Below are 19,718 nucleotides of genomic sequence, written 5' to 3' on the forward strand. Positions count from 1 at the left end.
CGGCGCCCTGGGCCGGGCCCGTGCAGCTGTCGCGCGACGACGTCAGGTGGTCGCGTCAGGGGCGATCAGCTGCGGGTACTGAGCGGCGAAGTCGTCGTTGAACGTCCGCGCCGGCAGGATGAACCCGCGCGGCCGCAGCGAGGCCGCCAGCCCGGCCGCCCACAGGGCCGACCGCATCCGCTGGTTGGGGGTGCCGTGATGGCCGGCGGCGGTGAAGCCGCAGTCGCCCAGCTGGTAGAACATCTGGCCGAAGTCCTGCACCCGCTTCCAGTTCATCGACTCGCCGCGGGCGTGGGTGAGGAAATACGCGCTGAACGCGTCCGCCTGCAGCTCGGCCCAGCGCGACGCCTCAGGTCCGGACAGGTCGAGCCGCATCAAGTTGTCCGAGAACTGCACCTGGTGACCGAACTCGTGCGCCAGGATCGCCGACGGCGCCACGTCCGCCAGACCGACCCGAGCAAACCCGTCCAGTACGCCGTCGCCGTACGCGATCCGCCGGTGCGACAGCCCGTACCCCGGCACGCTCTCGCCGCCCGGCGCCGCGAACGCGTTGAACGAGAAGATCGGCAGGTCGCCCCACCCGAGTACGGGGCTGCGAAGCTCCCGCGCGATCAGGTCGGCGGAGAACCGCGACTGCGCTGGGTTCGCGCCGTACAGCACGGTGAACACCCGGTAGTCGCGCTCGGCGTCGAGCATGATCCGCCCGTGCGCCGGCACCAGTTCGACGTCCTGGGACGGGATGTCCCAGAACCCCTTCAGGCTCTCGAACGTCTTGTTCACCGTGTGAGTGAACTCACCCGTCGCGCCGAACGTGAAGGGGCCGCTCTGCGGGAAGTACAGGGCATCCATCAGCGGGACGTCGTAGATCACGATGGTCAGCAGCGCGACGATCTGGTCGATCGTCATCGACGCCACGTCCGGCAGGATCGCGCTCAGTACCGGGGGCGTGGCGTTCGAGCACTGGTACTGCGTGGGGTCGATCGCGTTCAGCACCGCGTCGCGGACCGGGTTGTCCGGCAGCCCGAGCCGCTCCCGGACAGCGTCGGCCTGCGCGCGCATCTCCGGCAGGTGGTCGATGACCTGCTGTGCCTCGGCGGACACCGGCGGTGCGGCAGCAGGCCCGGTCGCTGCGGTGGCAACGACGGCCGGTGCGGTCAGCAGGCCGAGCGACAGGCCCAGGCCGGCAACGGCCGACCAGACAATGCTCTTCCTCATACAAACTCCTATGGACGGGGGTGCATCAGTATTTGCAGCCCCGGCCGCCCGCTACGAGCGTTTGGCGCTGTCAGAATCCGGCATGGCGGGAATCTGTCGCCCGGTGGTAGACAGGGGCATGGAACCGCTGCGGGCGTTGGGCCTGTCGGCCGAGGCGGAGGCGGCGTACGTCGGCCTGCTGCACGACAAGCAGGTGTACGACGACGCGGCGGTGGCCGAGCTGCTCGCTCTCGGCCTGGTCGAGCGGTCCGACGACGAGCTCGTGATCCGCCCGCCCCGCAGGGCGATGGACGCGCTCGCGGAGCAGCACACCAGGCAAGCCGCGCTCGCCCGTGACAGCGCCGAGCTGCTCAACGAGCTCTGGAAGGCCGCAGCGGGCAAGCAGGACTACCTAGAGGTCCTTCCGACGTACTCCGCCTCGCAGGCCGTGCTGAACAGCGTCCAGACCGACGCCCGCGAGCAGGTACGCGCCATGACGACGGGCAACCTCGCCGCACGCGAGCTGCGCATCGTCGACGGCATGTTCGAGGCGCTGGATCGCGGTGTCCGGTACGACGTCATCTACGGCGCGCATGTCCTCCAGGACGCGAACGCGCTGCACCTGGTCCAGGCATGTATCGAGGCCGGCGAGCAGGCCCGCGTGTTCCCGCACGTACCGCTCAACATCACCATCGTCGACGACCGCTGGGCGCTGGTCGGAGCGAGGGCGGAGGGCCAGAAGGGGCCTGAGTTCGTTGCCCTGGTCGTGCATGACTCGCCGCTGCTCAGCGGGTTCGCCCGGATCTTCGAGGCGTTGTGGCGGATCGCCGTACCGATCACCAACACGACCGAGCTGAACGACGTGACCGCTGGGCCGAGCCTGGACGCGAAGCGGCTGCTGACGTACCTGAGCGCGGGCCTGACCGATGAGTCGATCGCGCGCGAGTTCGGGGTGAGCGAGCGGACGATCGCACGGCGGATCGGCCGGCTGCAGGAGGCCCTGGGCGCGCAAACGCGGTTCCAGCTCGGCGTACAAGCGTCCCGTCAAGGCTGGTTATAGCTGGTGTCACTACGCTGGCAGCGTGATCGAAATGAGCCGGGCGGACTTCGAAGTGCTGGTGTCGCAGGCGCTGGACGAGGTGCCGCCTGAGCTGGCGCAGTTGATCGACAACGTGGCGATCTTCGTCGAGGACGAGCCGCCGGCGAGCGACCCGGACCTGCTCGGGATCTACGAGGGCATCCCGCTGACCGAGCGCGGGCACTACTACGGCGGCGTGCTGCCGGACCGGATCACGATCTACCGCAACCCGACCCTCAAGATCTGCGCGACGCTCGAGGACGTCGTCGACGAGGTGAACATCACCGTGGTGCACGAGATCGCGCACCACTTCGGCATCGACGACGCCCGTCTGCACGAGCTCGGCTACGGATAACTAGCGGTTGAAGAGCAGCTTCCACGGCATCAGCGCCGACTCGAGCTGCACCTTCAGCGACATCTTCGAGACGCCTTCGGTGCGCTCCTCGAAGCGGATCGGCGTCTCGGCGATCTTCAGCCCGCGCTTCACGGTCCGGTAGTTCATCTCGACCTGGAACGAGTACCCGTTGCTCCCGATCGACGCGACGTCGATCCAGCGCAGGGTCTCGGCCTTCCACGCCTTGAACCCGGCGGTGGCGTCCTTCACGTGCAAGCGCAGGATCGCGTTCACGTAGAAGTTCGCCCACGCGGACAGCGCGCGCCGGTGCCAGCCCCACTCGGCCGCGGCCGAGCCACCCGGGACGTACCGGGACCCGATCACCACGGCGGCGTCGGTGGTCCGCAGCATCTCGACCATGGTCGGGATGACCGCTGCCGGGTGCGACAGGTCGGCGTCCATCTGGATGACGATGTCGGCACCCTCGTCGAGCGCGCGGGTGATCCCGGCGACGTACGCGCGGCCGAGGCCGTCCTTCACGGTCCGGTGCAGGACACCGACGGTGTCCGGCGACTCCTTCGCCAGCTCGTCGGCGACGTCACCCGTCCCGTCCGGGGAGTTGTCGTCGACAACGAGCAGCTCCAGACCGGGCAGTTTCAGGTCGGCCAGCAGTCCGGCCAGCACGGGCAGGTTCTCCCGCTCGTTGTAGGTCGGTACGACGACCACGATCTTGGTCAGCTCACCCATGACTTTCCTTTGTCGGAGACACCGAAAGCTACCGCATCCCAGGATGAGGGTCGTGCACGTGATACCGCTTGGTGCCGATATCGGTACGACGAACCGGAAGGTGTGCCGAGTTCCGGACGGGCGATTCCGGCCAGTCTAGACCGGTTGCGGGAGGTGGTCGGGGGGCCACTCGAGTAGGTCGAGGGTGGTGGGTGGGGCTTCGGGCGGGATGCGCAGTGTTTTGATCTCGTGCGGGGTGAAGGTTGCGGTGAATGAGCGGTTGAGGAGCGGTAGGTCGATTCTCGCCTCGGCGGGGTGGCCTGCGGTTTCGTAGCCGCGAAGGATGGTGGCGCCGTCGTTGTCCTCGGCGCGTTTGAGGACCGAGATGAGCACGTGGTCGGCGCCGGCGACGCTCAGGTAGGAGTGGGCGGTCGGGAGGGGACCGTCGTGGAAGCACTCGATGAGCGGGGTTACCGGCTGATTCAGCTCCGCGGCGTGGCGGACCACGTGGGCGGCTCTCCAGTCGGCGGCGTGTGGGTGAAGGCGGTAGGTGAAGTGCTGGATGCCCTGATCCAGGTAGGAGTAGATGCCGTCGTCGTCCAGCTGCTGGGGGTCGTGCCAGGCGTACGCGGGGGATCGGACAGCGGTCATCGCCAGCACCGGCTGGTCCGGATTCGAGCCGTCGACGGCGAAGGAGTACTTGCCGTCGTTGAGGAGGGCAACGCCTCCTCCGGGGCCGGAGATGTCTACCCAGGCGTGCGACGGAACCTCTTCGCGGTTCTGCTCACGGACCAGGTGACCGTACGGGATCTCGTGGGTCGCCTCGGAGTCCTTTACGGCGAAGGGGAAGCAGAGCTTGAGTGCCTTCAGCTGCTCGCGCCAATCGACGGTCACCCGGACCTCGACGGCGTCCGACTCCGCGTCGAGGACGAACTCCTCGATCAGCCGCGAGTTGCGGTACGCCGATTCCACCCGGATCAGCTGCCGCACCGGGCCGTCGGCGAGACGCCGTACCCGGGTCACGTGGAAGGCGTCGATCGTCTTCCAGAGTGAGCGGACGCCGTGGCTCCAGGTGTCGGTGTCGTCGTCGATCACCTGCGCATGCGCGACCCCGGAAGCCAGCAGGTTCGGACCGTCTTCACAGGCAAGGGTGGAGAGCCAGCCGGTCCGAGGATCGAGCTCAGCCCGGACGCGACCGTTGTCGAGAACTAACCGGTCGTCCGAGGGCTGACCAAGGTGGTACGACCCTTCGCCCGGGCGCATCGTATAGAGCTGGTACCCGAGCGGCGGCACGCTCGCTGTGAACGCAACCCGCCGCCGACCATGCGCCGTAGCCGCGGACCGAACCTCCTGTACGTCGAGCAGCCGCCCGTCGAGCCCCTCCCGTAGAGCGATCGCGCCGCGTAGCGGAGCCGGGTAACCGAGCTCGTGCTCGACCGTCGCGGTCACCGGCCAGGCGTGCGGGTTGAAGACGGCAACCGGGACCATCGCGGACTCGGCCGGGATGTCGATCTGCCGAGCGATCGACTGGATCGAACGGTTCGCCAGCCGGGCTGCGATCGCCTTCGCCTCGCCGAGCTGGTCGCGCGCATCGTCGTACGCCGGCTCGATCGCGGTGCCGGCCGCGATGTCGTGGAACTGGTTGAACAGCACCTGCTTCCACGCGTGCTCAAGCTCGCCGGTCGCGTCGGGCATCCCGCTCACCACGGAAGCGATCGTGCTCCACTTCTCGGCCGCGAGCAGGGCCTGCTCGGCGAGGCGATTCTGCCGTTTGACGCCGGAGTGTGCGGCGTAGCAACCGATGGCGTGCGGCTGCAGCTCCGTCGTGTGCACCGGCACGTCGTCGGAGGTGCGTGCCTCGTCGAAGAACCGGCGCATCGTCGAGGGAAACATCGCCGGGTACAGGTCGCGCTCGGCGAGCTGCTTGATCGACTCGATGTTCTCGATCGTCGGTCCGCCGCCGTGGTTGCCGACGCCGTAGCAGACCATCAGCGGCTCGGTCGTCACCGGCAACTGTTGCAGCGCCTTGGCGACATGACCGGAGATCTCCCCACCGGGTGAGCAGTACTCGTGCGGGATCCGGTATGCCAGCACCCGCGAGCCGTCCGCCGATTCCCACCAGAACTTCTGCCCCGGCAGCTCGCGCTCGTGCTTTTGCGGCCGCAGGAAGGTGTAGGAGTCGAGCCGAGACTTGCTGAGCAGCTGCGGCAGCGTGGCGTTGTGCCCGAACGGGTCCACGTTGCACCCGACGGTCGCGATCACGCCGAGGTGCTCGACCAGCCAGCGCTGCGAGTACAGCGCGTGCCGCACGAACGCCTCACCACCCGGGAGGTTGCAGTCCGGCTCCACCCACCAGCCGCCGACGATCTCGAAGCGGCCCTCCGCGACCCGCTTCTTGATCCGCTCGAACAGGCCCGGATCGTGCTCGGCGATCCAGCTGAAGTACGCGACCGAGTCGGCGGTGAAGGCGTAGTCCGGATACTCGTCCATCCGGTCCAGCGCCGATCGAAACGTGGCGCGCGCCTCCTGGTACCCCTCCTGCCACTGCCAGAGCCACACCGCGTCGATGTGTGCATTGCCGATCAGGTGCAGCGGTCCACGTGCCGTCATGCGTGCTCCCCGTGGTCGGACGCCCAGCGGTCGACGAGCTCGCTGACCAAGTGCAGGGCGAGGACGTGCATCTCCTGGATCCGGGCCGTCTCCTCGGCCGGTACGACGACCGCGAGATCGGCTGCTGCGGCGAGATCCTGCCCGCGGATCGAGGTGAACGCTACCGAGCAGGCGCCGGCGGCGCGCGCTGCCGCGAGACCCTTCACCACCGTCGGTGAGGTGCCCGAGGTGGTGAACCCGATGACCATGTCCTGGGGGCGAACGAGGGCGGTGACCTGCCGGGCGAACACCTCGTCGTACGCGTAGTCGTTGGCGATGCAGCTGATCACCGCGGCGTCGCCGATCAGGGCGATCGCGGGCAGTGGCCGTCGTTCGCGGAGGTAGCGGCCGATGAGTTCACCGGCCAGGTGCTGGGCGTCGGCCGCAGAGCCGCCGTTGCCGAAGGTGTAGAGCACGCCGCCACGCTCGAGACGTCGGATCAGCTCGTCGGCGACGGCCTGCACCTGGGGCAGTCGGGACCGCATCGCTGCCGCGACTTCGGAGTGCCGGTCCAGTTGGCCGTCGAGCAGACCCCGCAGGCTCGTGGTCACGATGTCTCCAGTTGTTCGTAGGCGATCGCGGCTGCGCCGAGTACGCCGACCGCATCACCGTGCTTGCTGAGTACTACGTCGCACGCGCGTGCTGCCGGCGGCATCGCCTGGTGCAACGCCGCCTCGCGGACCGGATCGAGGAGTCGTGCCCCGGCTCGGGTCACGCCGCCGCCCAGTACGACGAGCTGCGGTTCGCAGACGTTGACGAGTACGGCGACCATGCGACCGAGCATCGCGGTCGTCTCGTCCCAGATCGCGCGTGCGATCGGGTCGCCCGCGGCGGCGTGTTCGGCGACGTCCTTCGCGGTGATCATCAGGTTGGCGAGAGTTGAACTGGTTCCGGCGACGGCTTCGGTGGCTCGGCGGGCGATCGACGTACCGGAGACGTAGGCCTCGGCGCAGCCGCGGGCGCCGCAGCCGCACTGGCGGCCCTGCCAGTCGACGACCACATGGCCCAGCTCGCCGCCCTGGCCGGCGGTGCCGTGGAACACTTTGCCGTTGGCAACGATTCCGCCGCCGAAGCCGGTGGAGACGGTCAGGTAGACGAGGTTCTCGACGTCCCAACCTCCCCAGCGGTACTCGCCCAGCGCGGCGGCGGTGGCGTCGTTGTCGACATACGCCGGCAGCTGGAACCGCTCAGCCACAAGCCGTCCGAGCGGCACGGAGTCCCAGCCAGGTAAGCCGGGCGGTCCCAAGATCACCCCGGTCGCCGGATCCAAAGGCCCACCACACCCGACGCCGACCGCCGCGACCGGCACGCCGGCCTCGGCAAGTGCCTGTTCGCCCAGGTCGAGGAGGCGTTTGACGGCGGCGGTGGGGCCTTCGTCCACTGCGGTCTCGATCTGGACGAACGAGCGCACGGTGCCGTCGGGGGTCACGACGCCGGCGGCGAGTTTGGTGCCGCCGACGTCGAGGGCGAGGACGGGCTGATCCGGGTTCACACTCAGCCTTTCTGCGCGGTCGTGGCCACGCCGTCGAGGATGTAGCGCTGGCCGAACGCGAACAGGATGATCATTGGCACCACGGCGATCACGCTGGCGGCGACCGCGATCTCCCACTCGTAGTGGCCGGAGAGCGCGAACGCGTCGATGACCTGCTTCAGCCCGCGCGGCATCGTGAAGTACTCCGGGGTCTGCAGGTAGATGAGCGGTTTCAGCAGGTCTGACCAGCTCGCCTTGAACTCGAAGACGAACACGATCACCAGCGCCGGCTTGCACAGCGGGAAGGCGATCCGCCGGAACAGCCCGAAGTACCCGCAGCCGTCCACCCGCGCGGCCTCGAACAGCTCCCGCGGGATGCCGAGGAAGAACTGCCGGAGCAGGAAGACGTAGAACGCGGAACCGAACAGGTTCTGCGCCCAGAGCGGGATCTGGGTGTCGATCATGCCCAGCTGGTTCCAGATCAGGTAGACCGGGATCATCGTCACCGCGCCCGGCAGCATCATCGTCGAGAGCAGGATCCCGAACAGCAGGTTCCGCCCGCGGAAGCGGAAGTACGCGAACCCGAAGGCGACCAGCGCGCTGGACAGCGTGACCGTCGCCGCGGCCATGAAGCCGACCATCAGCGAGTTGGTCAGCCAGCGCAGGACCGGCGCGGCGTCCCACACCCGCAGGTAGTTCGACGGCTGGAAGATCTCCGGGACGAGCCGGTTGTCGAACACCTGCGCGCGCGGCTTGAGCGACGCCGAGACCAGCCACACCAGCGGATACACGAACGCGATCGTGGCCAGCGTGAGGAAGGTGAAGAACGGCAACCGCCGCCAGGAAAGTCTACGCAGCCAGGGCAACGTCATCAGCGCTCCCCGTGGTAGTAGACGTACCGGTTGCCGATCCGGACCTGGATGAACGTGATCAGCATGATGATCACGAACAGCAGCCAGGCCATCGCCGACGCGAAACCCATCTTGAAGAACTGGAAGGCGTTCTGGAACAGGTAGACCATGTAGACCAGCGACTCCTCCGACGCCGTCGCCTTCTGCTGCGGCCCGTAGAACATCGTGTACGCCTGGTCGAACATCTGCATGGCTGCGATGGTGTGCGTGATCACCGTGAAGAACAGCGCGCCCGAGATCATCGGCACGGTGATCCGGAAGAAGCGCGTCACCGGACCGGCACCGTCCAGCTCGGCTGCCTCGTACAGCTGCTTCGGTACGGCGTTCAGCGCGGCGAGGTAGATGACCACGGTCCCGCCGACCGTCCACAGGCTGACGATCGCGAGGGACGGCTTCAGCCAGTGTGGATCCGTCGTCCAGTTCGGACCGTTGATACCGATCCAGCCGAGCACCTTGTTCACCAGACCCTGCTGGCCGTTGAGGAGCAGCAGGAACATCGCTCCCGCCGCGACGGCCGGCGTCATCTCCGGCAGGTAGAACGCGGTCCGGAAGAATCCGCCGGCCCGGCCGACGCGCTGCAGCATCATCGCCAGCACCAGCGCGACGATCGTCCCGAGCGGCACGAACATCGCGGCGTAGATGAAGGTGTTGCTCAGCGACTTCAGCACCCGCGGGTCGTCGAGAAGCTGGCGGTAGTTCTCCAGCCCGACCGCGTGCGGTTTCTGGATCATCTGGTAGTCGGTGAACGACAGCACCAGACTCGCGATCATCGGTCCCAGCGTGAAGATCAGGAAGCCGAGCGCCCACGGCGACACGAACAGCCAGCCGGCCCGATCCTCGCGCCGGGCCAGCGGACTCCGCTTCGGCTTCCCCTGTCGCCGCGCTGTGGAGTCCGGCCCGGCCGCCGCCGCGGCAGCCGGCCTCGAGGTGCTGGTGGTCGCCATCCGTCAGCCCTGGCTGGCCTTGCCGAAGGCCGCCTTGGCCTCAGTCTGCGCCTGGTCGAGAGCGGCCTGTGGTGTCGCCGAGCCGGCCAGCGCCTTGCCGACCGCGTCCTTCCAGGCGGCGTCGATCTCCGCGCCGGCCGGCGACGGGTTCAGCGACTTCGCCTTGTCGAGGACGTCGTAGTAGTTCTTGATCGCCGCGTCGAACCCGGCGTCACCGCTCGGCTTCAGGTACTGCGCCTTGATCTCGTCGTCGGCCACCTTGTTGCCGGTGAAGAGCCCGGTGAAGAAGCTCTTGTTCTTGGCAACGGTCTGCATCCGGGCATCGGCCGCTTTGTGCCAGGTCTCGACCGAGGTCATCGTCTTCGCCCACTGACAGGCCGCGTTCGGGTTCTTGGCGCCCTTCGGGACCACCCACGCGGATCCACCGATCGTGCTGATCGGCTGACCCTGCTTGTCGGTGAACGGCGTCGACTGCAGCTTCAGCCCGTTCGCCCGGGCGTCGAGCAGGACGTTGACGTACCAGTTCTCGATCGGGAAGGCGGCCAGCTGGTCCTTGGTGAACTGGTTCTTCGCGCCGAACAGGTCGAAGGTGTCGCGGAAGGTCTTGAAGTTCGACCAGCCGCCCTGGTCGTCGATCAGCTTGATCGTGTACTGCAGCGCCTCGACCGCCTTCGGGTCGTTCAGGTTCGGCTCGCCGCCCGGCTTGACCAGCTCGGCACCGTTCGCCATCGACCAGAGCGGGAAGAAGTCCGGCATCTTCGGGTCGAACCCGATCCGCGCCGGCCGGCCGTTCTTCGCCTTGTAGAGCTTCTTCGTGGTCGCCTCGAGCTTGTCCCAGTCGGTGGTCTGGATGTCGCTGACCGCAACCCCGGCGGACTTCAGCGCGGTCTCGCTGATCAGGTTGGCCGAGACGGTGTAGAACTCCGGGATGCCGTAGGTCTTGTCCTTCAGCTTCACCTCGTTCATCGCGGCGTCGCGGTACTGTGTGGTATCGATTCCAGCATTCTTGACGCAGTCGTCCATCGGCAGGATCGCGCCCTTGGCGGCGTAGGTGCCGACCAGGTTGCGGGCCATGTACACGACGTCCGGCGGGTTGCCGCTGGAGACCGCGGTGAGGAACTGCTGGGCGTCGAAGTCGCCTTTGTTGTTCTTCACCGTGACGCCCGGGAACGCAGTCTTGAACGCAGTGATCCGGGACTGTGCGACCTCGTCCTCACCGCTGAAGCCCATGACGTTGAGCGTGCCCGACGGGGTCGCGCCGGCCGAGCTCTGGTCGGTGCTCCCGCCGGCGTCCTTCTTCCCGACGCCCGCGCAAGCGGTCAGGGTCAAGGCGCCGGCGACCAGCACCACGGGAAGGCGGAGGTGCTTCATAAGGTTGCTCCTAACCTCAGCAGGGGACGGGCGCCGATGTGGCATCGATGCCACATTTGGTGGATGGCACGAACCGTACGGGCGTGGTTCGCCGGCCGTCAAGGCGTGAGGAAGCAGCTTGTGGACAAACGTCAGCGCGGAGCGGGACCCGTCGACCCGCGGACCACGAGCCGCGTGGGGACCTTGATCAGGCGGCGCTTCGCCGGCAGCTCGCCGCGAATCCGGGCCAGCAGCAATCGCGCGCAGCTGCGTCCCATCTCGACCGTGCTCTGGTCGACCGTGGTCAGCGCGGGCTGGACCAGCGACATCCACGGCACGTCGTCGTACGCCGCCAGGCTGATCTGGCGGGGGATCTTGAGCCGGCGGTCCTTGAGCTCTGCCAGCGCGCCCTGCGCGAGCACGTTGTTCGCGGAGATGATCGCGGTGACCTCGTGGTCGTTGAGCAGCTTGCGTGTGGTCAGCCGCGCCGCATCGGCGTCGAAGCTGGTGTACGCGATGAGGTCCTCGTCGAGGTCGATGAAGTTGTCCAGGTGCGCCGCCCGGAAGCCGGCCAGCCGGCCAGCACCGGTCGACCACTTCGTCTCGTCGATCAGCAGGCCGATCCGCGTGTGGCCGAGCGCGATCAGGTGCTCGGTCAGCTCCCGCGCACCGGTCTTGTTGTCGCTCAGCACGACGTCACTGTTCGACCGGCCCAGCTCCCGGTCCGCGCACACCACGTGGACCCCGTTGTCCTGGAGGACCTGCGGACACTTGGCCGTCACCGGCGTCACGATCACACCGGGCACCCGCATCGCCAGCAGCGTCTCCGCCGCCTGCATCTCGTCGGCCGGGTTGCCGCTGTCGTTGACGAGCACCATCTGGTACTCCGCTGCCCGCAGCTCCTCCTCGATGCCGGCGGCCAGGTCCGCGTAGAACGGGTTGCGCAGGTCCGAGATCAGTACGCCGATCGATGTCGACGTACGGCTGCGCAGGTTGCGGGCGTTGTGGTCGGTGACGTACCCGATCCGCTCGGCCGCCGCCTGCACCCGGGCCCGGACGGCCGGGGAGGCATACCCGCGGGTGTGCAGTGCGCGCGACACGGTCGACGCGGAGACACCGGCCTCCCTGGCCACGTCCTGCACCGTCGGACGCCGCACGGCCGGTTGTGACACCACCGCCCGCGCCGCCTGCCCCCGGGGACTCATGGCCGCATTCTAGATGCTCAGCCGCGCCTGGCTCCACGTCTGCTCGACCGCCTGGAAGTTCGTCTCGGCAAGCGCCCGCAGCGGAGACCTGGAATCGATTCCACGCGGCCGGAGCCGTTTACAGGTCGGCCAGGGCCTGCTGGATCGTGCTGTAGATGCGGAACTGGCCGCCGAGGCCGGTGACGCTGAGGGGGCGGTCGACCGGGCGGCCGACGCCGACCAGGGCCAGGGTGATGTTGTGCCGACCGGCCAGGTTACGCGCCTCGACCAGGTTGCCCAGGCCGGCGGAACTGCAGAAGGTGACGGCGGAGAGCTCGATCAGCACCAGCCGGGTCGGCGGTGCGACGGCGGCCCGGATGGCCGCGGCCGCGGAGTCGGACGTGGCGATGTCGATCTCACCAGACAGCCGGACCAGAAGGACTCCCGGCTCCAGCTCCTCGGTCACAGCGTCGAAGGTGGTTCTGATCATGTCGCCGTCCCGCGGCTCTGGCTGGCTGGTCACGCCGGTCTCTCCCCCGGGTAGCGCCACGAACGCCGGTCCGTCCTGGCGGTCTGGAACTGCCCTGGGTTCACCGTATGCCCCAACGACCGGCCGTCACAACGTGTGTCATGGATGACCCCGGAGCGTGATCTCCCTGGTGTAAGCGTTTCCAGCAAACCGTTGCAACGCTGGACCGGACCGGTGGTAGACAAGCCACATGGGCGTTCTCGACGGCAAGGCGGCTCTGGTCACCGGTGGGTCGCGCGGCATCGGTGCGGCAATCGTCCGGCGGCTGGCCGCGGACGGTGCGGTGGTCACGTTCAGCTATGCGCGCAGCGAGTCCGCGGCGGCGGAGGTCGTTGCCGAGGTCAAGGCAGCCGGCGGTACGGCGATCGCCGTCCGGGCGGACCAGTCCGACCTGTCCGCGATCGACGGCCTCTTCGACCAGGCGGCCGAGCCGACCAGGACGCTGGACATCCTGGTCCTCAACGCCGGCGAGGCGATGGTCAAGCCGATCGACGACACCACGGTCGAGGACTACGACCACCTGTTCGCGGTCAACGCCCGCGGCCCGTACTTCGCCATCCAGCGCGCCGGCCGGGTGCTGCCGGACGGCGGCCGGATCGTCGCGCTCTCCACCCTGAACACGGTGATGCCCGGTCCCGGCATCTCGCTGTACGCCGCGAGCAAGGCCGCGCTCGAGCAGTTCGTGAAGATCGCCGCCCGCGAGTACGGCCCGCGCGCGATCACCGTCAACGCGGTGTCGCCGGGGGCAACGGACACCGACATGTTCCACGACCACAACCCGCCGGCAGTCGCCGAGCTGCTGGTCGGCATCACGGCCCTCGGCCGGATGGGCGAGCCGGCCGAGGTGGCGGATGTCGTTGCCTTCCTCGCCGGACCTGACGCCCGCTGGATGACCGGACAGAACCTCAGGGCAACTGGTGGAATGCTCGTGTGAGCACCAAAGACCTGCTGGCCGCGGTGGACGCCGCCGCCGACCCTGCCGTGGCGGAGGTCCTGTCCCGCTACTTTCAGCTCCAGCCCGGTGGCTACGGTCACGGCGACGAGATGATCGGCGTGAAGCTGTCCACGCTGCGCAGCATCATGAAGCCGTACCTGCGGACAGGCCTGCCGCTGCCTGAGCTCGCCGAGGCACTGAGAAGCCCTTTCCATGAGCACCGCTTGACTGTCCTCTGCCTTCTGGCCGACCGCGCAGCACGCAGCCTCAAGCCACGTACGGCGGACCCGGCCGAGCTGGCCGCGATCTACGACCTCTACACAGGCAACACCCCGTACATCAACAACTGGGATCTCGTCGACTGCAGCGCACCGCAGATCGTCGGTGGGTACCTCAGCGACAAGCCACGCGACCCCCTCTACACCTTGATCCGCTCTGACTCGCTGTGGGAGCGCAGGATCGCGCTGGTCGCTACGCAGTACCTCATCGGGATCGGCCAGACTGCCGACACGTACCGGCTGGCGACCGAGGTCCTCGACGACAAGCAGGACCTCATCCACAAGGCGTCCGGCTGGATGCTCCGCGAAGCCGGCAAGCGGGTCAACGAGGACGAGCTGCGCGAGTTCCTGGACGAGTACGCACCGCGCATGCCCCGCACGATGCTGCGCTACACCATCGAGCGTCTCGACCCAGCCAGCCGGAAGCGGTACCTGGCCCAACGCTAGGCAGTGGCCTTCTGGTGGGCGTACGGCGGGGCCTCCATTGCACAGTGCGTGTGGTGATGGATCGGAACCAGCGTGCCCCGGTCGCCGAGCGTGACCCACGCGATCACCCCGCCGGCCACAGCCAGGACTGCCGAGATCCACAGGGCGTTGCCGAAGCCGTCGTGGAAGGCCGCCGGGTTCCGGTAAGCGTCGCCGGTGATGCCGGCCGCCATCGGGATCGCCGCAACCGCCATCAGCTGCGCCGACCGCGCGATCGCGTTGTTGACGCCGGACGCGATCCCGGCGTGGTGGTCGTCGACCGACGAGAGCACGGTCGCGGTGAGTGGCGCCACAGTCGACACCAGGCCCAGGCCGAGCAGGACGACCGCGGGGAGTACGTCGGTGAAGTAGTTCCCGTCCGGCTTGATCCGGAGCATCAGCAGGAAGCCGCCGGCCATCAGGATCGGGCCGACCGTCATCGGGATCCGGGCGCCGATCCGGTCGGACAGGCCGCCGGCGTACCCGGACAGGCCGAGCATCAGCGCCGTCATCGGGAGCAGCGAGGCCCCGGCCCACAGAGCGGAGTACCCGAGGCCGGTCTGCAGGTAGACGACGACCAGGAAGGTCGCCGTACCGAGCGCGCCGTACACGACGATCGTGACCAGGTTGGCGCCGGTGAAGCGGCGGTTGGCGAAGATGCTGAGCGGCAGCATCGGGTGCGAGCTGCGCCGCTCGACCTCGATGAACCCGCCGAACGCGATGACACCGACAAGCAGGCTCGCCAGCACCACCGGATCGCTGAAGCCGTGGTCACCCGCACTGATCAGGCCGTAGGTGAACCCCGCCAGGCCGACCGTCGCCAGGACCGCACCGCTGAAGTCGAGCTTGCCGCCCGCGCTCTCATCGCGCGTTTCCGGCACGTGCCGGAGCGTGACGAGCACAGTCACCAGTGCGATCGGCGCGTTCAGGAGGAAGATCGCCTGCCACGAGCCGCTGTCGACCAGGGTGCCGCCGACGAACGGCCCGACCGCGGCCGCCACCGAGGTCAGCCCGGACCACAGCCCGACCGCCTTGCCCCGGTCGGAGTGCTGGAACGTCGTCTGCAGGATGGCCAGGCTGCCCGGCGTCAGCAGGGCGCCACCGATGCCCTGCAGGACCCGGCCCGCGATCATGATCTGCAGCGTCGGCGCGATCGCGCACACGATCGAGGCAGCCGCGAACCAGATCACCCCGACCACGAACGTCCGCCGCCGGCCGAGCCGGTCCCCGAGCGAACCGCTGAGCAGCACCAGCGACGCCAGCATCAGCATGTAGCCGTTGACGATCCACTGCAGGCCGGCCATATCGGCGTTCAGGTCCTTGCCCATGGCCGGCAGCGCGACGTTGACCACCGTGCCGTCGAGGAACGCCATCCCCGATCCCAGCGCCGTCGCCGCCAGCACCCACCGGCCCCGGGCGGTGCCCAGCGCGATCCGATCTTCACTCATGGAGTCAGCGTGGCAGATCCAGTTGCAGAACGACGAGCGCCTTGTTGGCCGGGATACCGCTCTGGATGCTGAGCCTGGGTGGATCGCCGACTGCGCACCGTGGTTCGGTGAGCAGCGGACACACCGCGTTGAGCAGTCCGGTGGTCACCGCGACGTTGGTCGGCAGGGTGCCTTCGGTGATCCCGGCGAGCGGCCTGAGGGCCGCACCGGCCCGCTGTGACTCCGACGGCGTGGCCAGGACGACCGACCCGGACAGCCGGTAGGTCATCCGGATCCTGGTCGCCGCGGTGGTCAGCGGCAGGTAGTCGGCGCCGGTGACCGTGGTGTTCTGCAGCGGTACGGACGTGCCGTCGGCCAGCACCTTCAGGTTCGTCACGATCGGGGTGGTCCGCGACATCATCCCCGGCAGGTGCTCGCCGGACGCCGGCAGCTGCAGCTGGAGGATGCCCGTCGCCTGCGGCAGCATCACGTCCTCAGTGACGTCGAACGACCCGTCCGGCCGCGGTACGGCGGTCAGCCGGATCCCCGGCCTGGTCTCACCAGGCCCCGGCGTACTGGGTGTGGCCTGCGGGGTGGTGTCCGACGGCGTCCTGCTGTCGATCCCCGGACTGGGCGCGACCGGGCTCACCGCGCCGGAACAGGCCGCGGTCGCGCTGAGCGCAAGCAGCAGCGCGACCGCTGTCAACCACCGCCTGAGCTCCTCCACCCCCGATGGTCCGCCCGGGAGGAACCGCGGAGAACTGCGTCCTGACAATGAGTCACCGTCTCCCCAATAACGGACCTGGCCCAAAAGCGGGAGCTCGGCCCTCTGGCGGCCAGGTCGGACTTGCGCTTACGATACGCCCGAATTGGTGGGGACAGTAATTATGGTCACATTTTTCGATGAACATCGAGGGGGACGAGAATGCGGAAACAGAGCGTATCCGTAGCAATTCGCGGAGTGTATTCGAGAATTCGCGGTCCGGTAATTCCACTGCTGCTCGCAGTAACCGTGGTGGCGGCTCCGGCGGCGATCGCGGTGCAGGCCGAGGCGGCACCGACCGACGTGGCCGCGGGGGCCAACCTGTACTTCGTCCAGGGGCTGCCGGGGAAGAGCCTGGACATCAGCGTCGACGGTCACCAGGTGGCCAAGGGGGTGGCCGGCGCCAAGCTGATCGGGCCGTTCGGTGTTGCGGCCGGCAAGCGGATGATCACTGCGAAGCAAGGCGGGAAGACGGTCATCAGCCGTGAGGTCACGGCCGGTTCCGGGGCCAGCCTCGACGTCGTGATCCACCAGCCGGTCTCGCCGACGGGTGGTCCGCTGCTCACCACGTACCCGAACAAGCTGACCGCCGTACCGAAGGACAAGGCCGCGGTCCGGGTCGCGCACGACGCCGCCGTCGGGCCGGCCGACATCCGGGTGAACGGCAAAGTCCTGTTCAAGAACGTGGCGAACGGGGAATCGCTCGACCTGGTCGTTCCGGCGGCCACTTACAAGGTCGACATCGTGCCCACCGGCGCGACGTCACCTGTTGTTCTCGGTCCGTTGGACCTGCCGTTGCAGGCCGGTTATCTGACCCGGGTGTTCGCGGTCGGCGCACCGAGCCAGAAGACCATGACGGTTGCCGTCGGCACCATCAAGGTACCCGCCACCGGTTCGGTCAAGCCGAGCCTGGTGAACACCGGGACAGGAGGACAGGCGGCAGGGCTCGACCAGGCGCAGAGCTCTGCCGGCACCTCCGGGCTGTGGATCATCCTGCTGCTGGGGGTAGCGGCAGCCGGTGCGGTCACGGTTCGTAAGGCGGTACGTCGCTGAGCCGCCGACTGATCGGCACGGCCCTTTGCTGTCTCGCCCTGGCGGGTTGCACCGCCAGGGCGGACAGCGCTGTGCCGACCCCCGGTGGCGAAGGCTTCAACACCAGCATCACACCGACGGTGCCGCTGCCTACTGACCCGGTGTCCGCTCCACCAGGGCGGATCGGTACGCCGGCACCGAGCCAGCGCGTCCGCTTCACTCCGGAGCAGGTGGTGCTGCCCGGTGGGGCGAAGGCGCCGGTGCTGCCGGCCACCACGGTCAACGGCCAGCTACAGGTCCCGGCCACGGCGCAACGCGTGGGCTGGTGGGACGGCGGCGCCGAGGCAGGCGATCCGTTCGGTTCGGTCGTGCTGGCCGGCCACGTGGACACCAAGACCGATGCTTTCGGATTCTTCGCGCGCCTCGAGAACCTGAAGCCCGGAGAGGTCGTAGTACTCAACGGTGAGCGCCACACGGCGTCGTACCGGATCGTGTCCAGGACCTCGGTGCGGAAGGACGCGCTGGCCACCAAGAGCGGCGCCTTCGACCAGACCGGCGACCACCGGCTGGTCCTGATCACCTGCACCGGCGCGTACGACGCGTCCCGCGGTGGATACGAGGACAACCTGGTGGTGATCGCGACCCCCGTCGGCCTGGCGCGGTAAACGCTAAGCTCGGCCTTCATGGCCAGGTATTTCGATGTGCATCCCGAGAATCCCCAGCGGCGGTCGATCGGGCAGGTGGTGGACCTGCTGCGCGAGGACGGGCTGATCGCGTACCCGACCGACTCCTGCTACGCCCTCGGCTGCCAGCTCGGGAACAAGGACGGGATCGACCGGATCCGGACCATCCGGCACCTGGACGACCGGCACCACTTCACACTGGTCTGCGAGAACTTCTCCCAGCTCGGGCAGTTCGTGCACATCAACAACGCGGTCTTCCGGTCGATCAAGGCGGCCACGCCGGGCAGCTACACGTTCATCCTGCCGGCCACCAAGGAGGTCCCGCGGCGGCTGCTGCACCCGAAGAAGAAGACCGTCGGGGTGCGGATCCCGGACCACGTCGTCACCCAGGCGCTGGTCGCCGAGCTCGGCGAGCCGCTCGTCTCCAGCACCCTGCTGCTCCCCGGTCACGAGGAGCCGATGACGCAGGGCTGGGAGATCAAGGAAGAGCTCGACAACCAGATCGACGCCGTGATCGAGGGCGAGGCCGGCACCGAGCCGACCACCGTCATCGACTTCTCCGACGACGTCCCCGAGGTGGTCCGCGTAGGCGCCGGGGACCCGACGCCCTTCGAGTGAGAGCATCTCCGGGTGACCTACACCCTGGATCTGAACCCGGACGAGCTGCTGACCACCACCAGGACCGTGCGGAAGCGGCTGGATCTGGAGCGGCCGGTGCCGATGGAGGTCATCCGGGAGTGCATCGAGATCGGGTTGCAGGCGCCGTCGGGGAGCAACCGGCAGACATGGCACTGGCTCGTCATCACGGATGCCGACAAGCGAGCAGCCATCGGCGAGTACTACCGGCGTGCGGTCGAGCAGTACCTCGCCGGCCCGGGCGCTGCCGGCAAGTTGCACGCCGACGACCCCGAGCGTGGTCCGGTCCAGCGCCGCGTCGGCGACAGCGTTGCGTACCTGGGTGAGCGGATGGGGCAGGTCCCCGTGCTGGTCATCCCGTGCCTGGAAGCGCGCAAGCTGCCCGCGGGCAACCAGGCCGGCCTTTGGGGATCGATCCTCCCGTCGGCGTGGAGCTACATGCTCGCGGCCCGCGCCCGCGGCCTCGGTACGGCGTGGACCACCCTGCACCTGAACTACGAGCAGGAAGTCGCCGAGCTGCTCGGCCTGCCCGAGGAGATCCGCCAGACAGTGTTGATCCCGACCGCGTACACGATCGGGACCAACTTCAAGCCCGCACCCCGTCAACCGCTCGACGAGGTCCTGCACGTCGACAGCTGGTGAGTCACCACACCTCGACCTCGGCGAGCTGCATCCGGTAGCCGCCCTCTTCGTCCGGCCTCAGCTCCTGCCCGCGCACCTGCGGCCTGCGAGTTGCAGCCGTCGTGGTCGTACGTAGACGACACCGTTACTGCGGATCCCTCCGCGGGGTTGACGTCCGGGTTGATCCGTACGTTGTCGAAGGCAACGCTCGCGCCACCGCTGGCCAGCCCGATCCCGCCGGACTTGAAGGCGGTGTCGTTGACAGTCAGCAACGGCGCCGCGTTCGACCCGGCGTAGACGACGATCTTGCTCCCGCGAGCTACCACGCGGAGCCGGCTCAGCTGACCCGGGACATACCCAGGGACCGCAGTCGGCCAAGCGCGGCCGGTAGGGCACCGGTTAGTAGGTCGGCAGAAATGCGCATTGATGTCCTCCGGGTGGCGAGGAGGTTCAGAATTACGCATGAGTGTGCGGAGGCCGCGGAGCACGGTCAAGGCTGCAATCGATGC

The 19,718-nt window shown here is 68.2% G+C and carries 21 protein-coding genes; 8 read left to right on the top strand and 13 right to left on the bottom strand.

Annotated features, from left to right (window positions below; translation table 11 throughout):
• Positions 1-42: 42 nt before the first annotated feature.
• The gene (locus AB0E69_RS14825) at positions 43-1,215 is read right to left on the bottom strand and encodes a hypothetical protein (protein WP_360144549.1); all 1,173 of its coding nucleotides are present in this window, start codon (positions 1,213-1,215) and stop codon (positions 43-45) included.
• Between the two features lie 118 nt (positions 1,216-1,333).
• Here AB0E69_RS14825 and AB0E69_RS14830 point away from each other — a divergent pair, with 118 nt between their 5' ends.
• Both AB0E69_RS14830 and AB0E69_RS14835 read left to right on the top strand, forming a co-directional pair.
• Positions 1,334-2,254 (top strand): hypothetical protein, encoded by a 921-nt coding sequence (locus AB0E69_RS14830; RefSeq protein ID WP_360144552.1) that lies wholly within the window; start codon positions 1,334-1,336, stop codon positions 2,252-2,254.
• 22 nt (positions 2,255-2,276) lie between these two features.
• Positions 2,277-2,627: a metallopeptidase family protein gene (locus AB0E69_RS14835; protein WP_360144555.1), complete on the top strand. Its 351-nt coding sequence runs from the start codon at positions 2,277-2,279 to the stop codon at positions 2,625-2,627.
• Here the strand turns inward: AB0E69_RS14835 and AB0E69_RS14840 are convergent, their stop codons facing one another.
• From AB0E69_RS14840 to AB0E69_RS14880, 9 genes are all read right to left on the bottom strand, one after another.
• Positions 2,628-3,353, bottom strand: coding sequence for a polyprenol monophosphomannose synthase (locus AB0E69_RS14840; RefSeq protein ID WP_360144558.1), 726 nt, complete (start codon positions 3,351-3,353; stop codon positions 2,628-2,630). It abuts the gene before it with no gap.
• Between the two features lie 135 nt (positions 3,354-3,488).
• Positions 3,489-5,942, bottom strand: a complete 2,454-nt coding sequence (locus AB0E69_RS14845; protein ID WP_360144561.1) for a glycoside hydrolase family 38 C-terminal domain-containing protein — start codon at positions 5,940-5,942, stop codon at positions 3,489-3,491.
• The gene (locus tag AB0E69_RS14850) at positions 5,939-6,532 is read right to left on the bottom strand and encodes an SIS domain-containing protein (RefSeq protein WP_360144564.1); all 594 of its coding nucleotides are present in this window, start codon (positions 6,530-6,532) and stop codon (positions 5,939-5,941) included. Before AB0E69_RS14850 ends, AB0E69_RS14845 begins: the two co-directional genes overlap by 4 nt.
• Positions 6,529-7,473: an ROK family protein gene (locus AB0E69_RS14855; RefSeq protein ID WP_360144567.1), complete on the bottom strand. Its 945-nt coding sequence runs from the start codon at positions 7,471-7,473 to the stop codon at positions 6,529-6,531. The genes AB0E69_RS14850 and AB0E69_RS14855 overlap by 4 nt, the downstream gene beginning before the upstream one ends.
• A gap of 2 nt (positions 7,474-7,475) precedes the next feature.
• Positions 7,476-8,324 (bottom strand): carbohydrate ABC transporter permease, encoded by an 849-nt coding sequence (locus AB0E69_RS14860; protein WP_360144570.1) that lies wholly within the window; start codon positions 8,322-8,324, stop codon positions 7,476-7,478.
• Complete coding sequence (locus tag AB0E69_RS14865; RefSeq protein ID WP_360144573.1) at positions 8,324-9,307, bottom strand: sugar ABC transporter permease; 984 nt, start codon at positions 9,305-9,307, stop codon at positions 8,324-8,326. The genes AB0E69_RS14860 and AB0E69_RS14865 overlap by 1 nt, the downstream gene beginning before the upstream one ends.
• 3 nt (positions 9,308-9,310) lie before the next feature.
• Complete coding sequence (locus tag AB0E69_RS14870) at positions 9,311-10,678, bottom strand: extracellular solute-binding protein (protein ID WP_360144576.1); 1,368 nt, start codon at positions 10,676-10,678, stop codon at positions 9,311-9,313.
• 131 nt (positions 10,679-10,809) lie between these two features.
• Positions 10,810-11,862 carry a LacI family DNA-binding transcriptional regulator gene (locus AB0E69_RS14875; protein WP_360144579.1) on the bottom strand — a complete coding sequence of 351 codons (1,053 nt, stop codon included), beginning with the start codon at positions 11,860-11,862 and terminating at the stop codon, positions 10,810-10,812.
• Between the two features lie 118 nt (positions 11,863-11,980).
• Positions 11,981-12,364, bottom strand: a complete 384-nt coding sequence (locus tag AB0E69_RS14880; RefSeq protein ID WP_360144582.1) for an STAS domain-containing protein — start codon at positions 12,362-12,364, stop codon at positions 11,981-11,983.
• 196 nt (positions 12,365-12,560) lie between these two features.
• Here AB0E69_RS14880 and AB0E69_RS14885 point away from each other — a divergent pair, with 196 nt between their 5' ends.
• Positions 12,561-13,304 carry an SDR family oxidoreductase gene (locus tag AB0E69_RS14885; RefSeq protein ID WP_360144585.1) on the top strand — a complete coding sequence of 248 codons (744 nt, stop codon included), beginning with the start codon at positions 12,561-12,563 and terminating at the stop codon, positions 13,302-13,304.
• Positions 13,301-14,029 (top strand): DNA alkylation repair protein, encoded by a 729-nt coding sequence (locus tag AB0E69_RS14890; RefSeq protein ID WP_360144588.1) that lies wholly within the window; start codon positions 13,301-13,303, stop codon positions 14,027-14,029. The genes AB0E69_RS14885 and AB0E69_RS14890 overlap by 4 nt, the downstream gene beginning before the upstream one ends.
• Here the strand turns inward: AB0E69_RS14890 and AB0E69_RS14895 are convergent.
• A complete protein-coding gene (locus tag AB0E69_RS14895; protein WP_360144591.1) occupies positions 14,026-15,495 on the bottom strand; it encodes an MFS transporter in 1,470 nt (489 codons plus the stop codon). The two genes, AB0E69_RS14890 and AB0E69_RS14895, sit on opposite strands and share 4 nt — an antisense overlap.
• A gap of 4 nt (positions 15,496-15,499) precedes the next feature.
• Positions 15,500-16,180, bottom strand: coding sequence for a hypothetical protein (locus AB0E69_RS14900; protein ID WP_360144594.1), 681 nt, complete (start codon positions 16,178-16,180; stop codon positions 15,500-15,502).
• A 255-nt stretch (positions 16,181-16,435) separates the two neighbouring features.
• On the opposite strand from AB0E69_RS14900, the gene AB0E69_RS14905 reads away from it, so the two are divergent.
• The 4 genes from AB0E69_RS14905 to AB0E69_RS14920 all read left to right on the top strand — a co-directional run bounded on the left by AB0E69_RS14905 (position 16,436) and on the right by AB0E69_RS14920 (position 19,230).
• Positions 16,436-17,290, top strand: coding sequence for a DUF4397 domain-containing protein (locus tag AB0E69_RS14905; protein ID WP_360144597.1), 855 nt, complete (start codon positions 16,436-16,438; stop codon positions 17,288-17,290).
• 71 nt (positions 17,291-17,361) lie between these two features.
• Entirely contained in the window at positions 17,362-17,934 is a 573-nt protein-coding gene (locus AB0E69_RS14910; protein ID WP_360144600.1) for a class F sortase, read from the top strand.
• Positions 17,935-17,952: 18 nt separating this feature from the next.
• On the top strand, positions 17,953-18,570 hold the full coding sequence (locus AB0E69_RS14915) for an L-threonylcarbamoyladenylate synthase (RefSeq protein WP_360144603.1): 618 nt from the start codon (positions 17,953-17,955) through the stop codon (positions 18,568-18,570).
• 12 nt (positions 18,571-18,582) lie between these two features.
• On the top strand, positions 18,583-19,230 hold the full coding sequence (locus tag AB0E69_RS14920; protein ID WP_360144606.1) for a nitroreductase family protein: 648 nt from the start codon (positions 18,583-18,585) through the stop codon (positions 19,228-19,230).
• On the opposite strand, the gene AB0E69_RS14925 is transcribed toward AB0E69_RS14920, so the two are convergent.
• Positions 19,191-19,535, bottom strand: a complete 345-nt coding sequence (locus tag AB0E69_RS14925; RefSeq protein ID WP_360144608.1) for a hypothetical protein — start codon at positions 19,533-19,535, stop codon at positions 19,191-19,193. The genes AB0E69_RS14920 and AB0E69_RS14925 overlap by 40 nt on opposite strands.
• Positions 19,536-19,718: the final 183 nt, after the last annotated feature.

Origin of the sequence: Kribbella sp. NPDC026611, from assembly GCF_040638345.1 — a bacterium.
In the GTDB taxonomy this organism is placed as follows: Bacteria; Actinomycetota; Actinomycetes; order Propionibacteriales; family Kribbellaceae; genus Kribbella.

Bases quoted from the DNA above. Each gene is read 5' to 3' on its own strand.
- AB0E69_RS14895 (WP_360144591.1), bottom strand. From the start codon at position 15,495: ATGAGTGAAGATCGGATCGCGCTGGGCACCGCCCGGGGCCGGTGGGTG.
- AB0E69_RS14840 (WP_360144558.1), bottom strand. From the start codon at position 3,353: ATGGGTGAGCTGACCAAGATCGTGGTCGTCGTACCGACCTACAACGAG.
- AB0E69_RS14915 (WP_360144603.1), top strand. From the start codon at position 17,953: ATGGCCAGGTATTTCGATGTGCATCCCGAGAATCCCCAGCGGCGGTCG.
- AB0E69_RS14885 (WP_360144585.1), top strand. From the start codon at position 12,561: ATGGGCGTTCTCGACGGCAAGGCGGCTCTGGTCACCGGTGGGTCGCGC.
- AB0E69_RS14860 (WP_360144570.1), bottom strand. From the start codon at position 8,324: ATGACGTTGCCCTGGCTGCGTAGACTTTCCTGGCGGCGGTTGCCGTTC.
- AB0E69_RS14845 (WP_360144561.1), bottom strand. From the start codon at position 5,942: ATGACGGCACGTGGACCGCTGCACCTGATCGGCAATGCACACATCGAC.
- AB0E69_RS14865 (WP_360144573.1), bottom strand. From the start codon at position 9,307: ATGGCGACCACCAGCACCTCGAGGCCGGCTGCCGCGGCGGCGGCCGGG.
- AB0E69_RS14870 (WP_360144576.1), bottom strand. From the start codon at position 10,678: ATGAAGCACCTCCGCCTTCCCGTGGTGCTGGTCGCCGGCGCCTTGACC.
- AB0E69_RS14825 (WP_360144549.1), bottom strand. From the start codon at position 1,215: ATGAGGAAGAGCATTGTCTGGTCGGCCGTTGCCGGCCTGGGCCTGTCG.
- AB0E69_RS14830 (WP_360144552.1), top strand. From the start codon at position 1,334: ATGGAACCGCTGCGGGCGTTGGGCCTGTCGGCCGAGGCGGAGGCGGCG.
- AB0E69_RS14875 (WP_360144579.1), bottom strand. From the start codon at position 11,862: ATGAGTCCCCGGGGGCAGGCGGCGCGGGCGGTGGTGTCACAACCGGCC.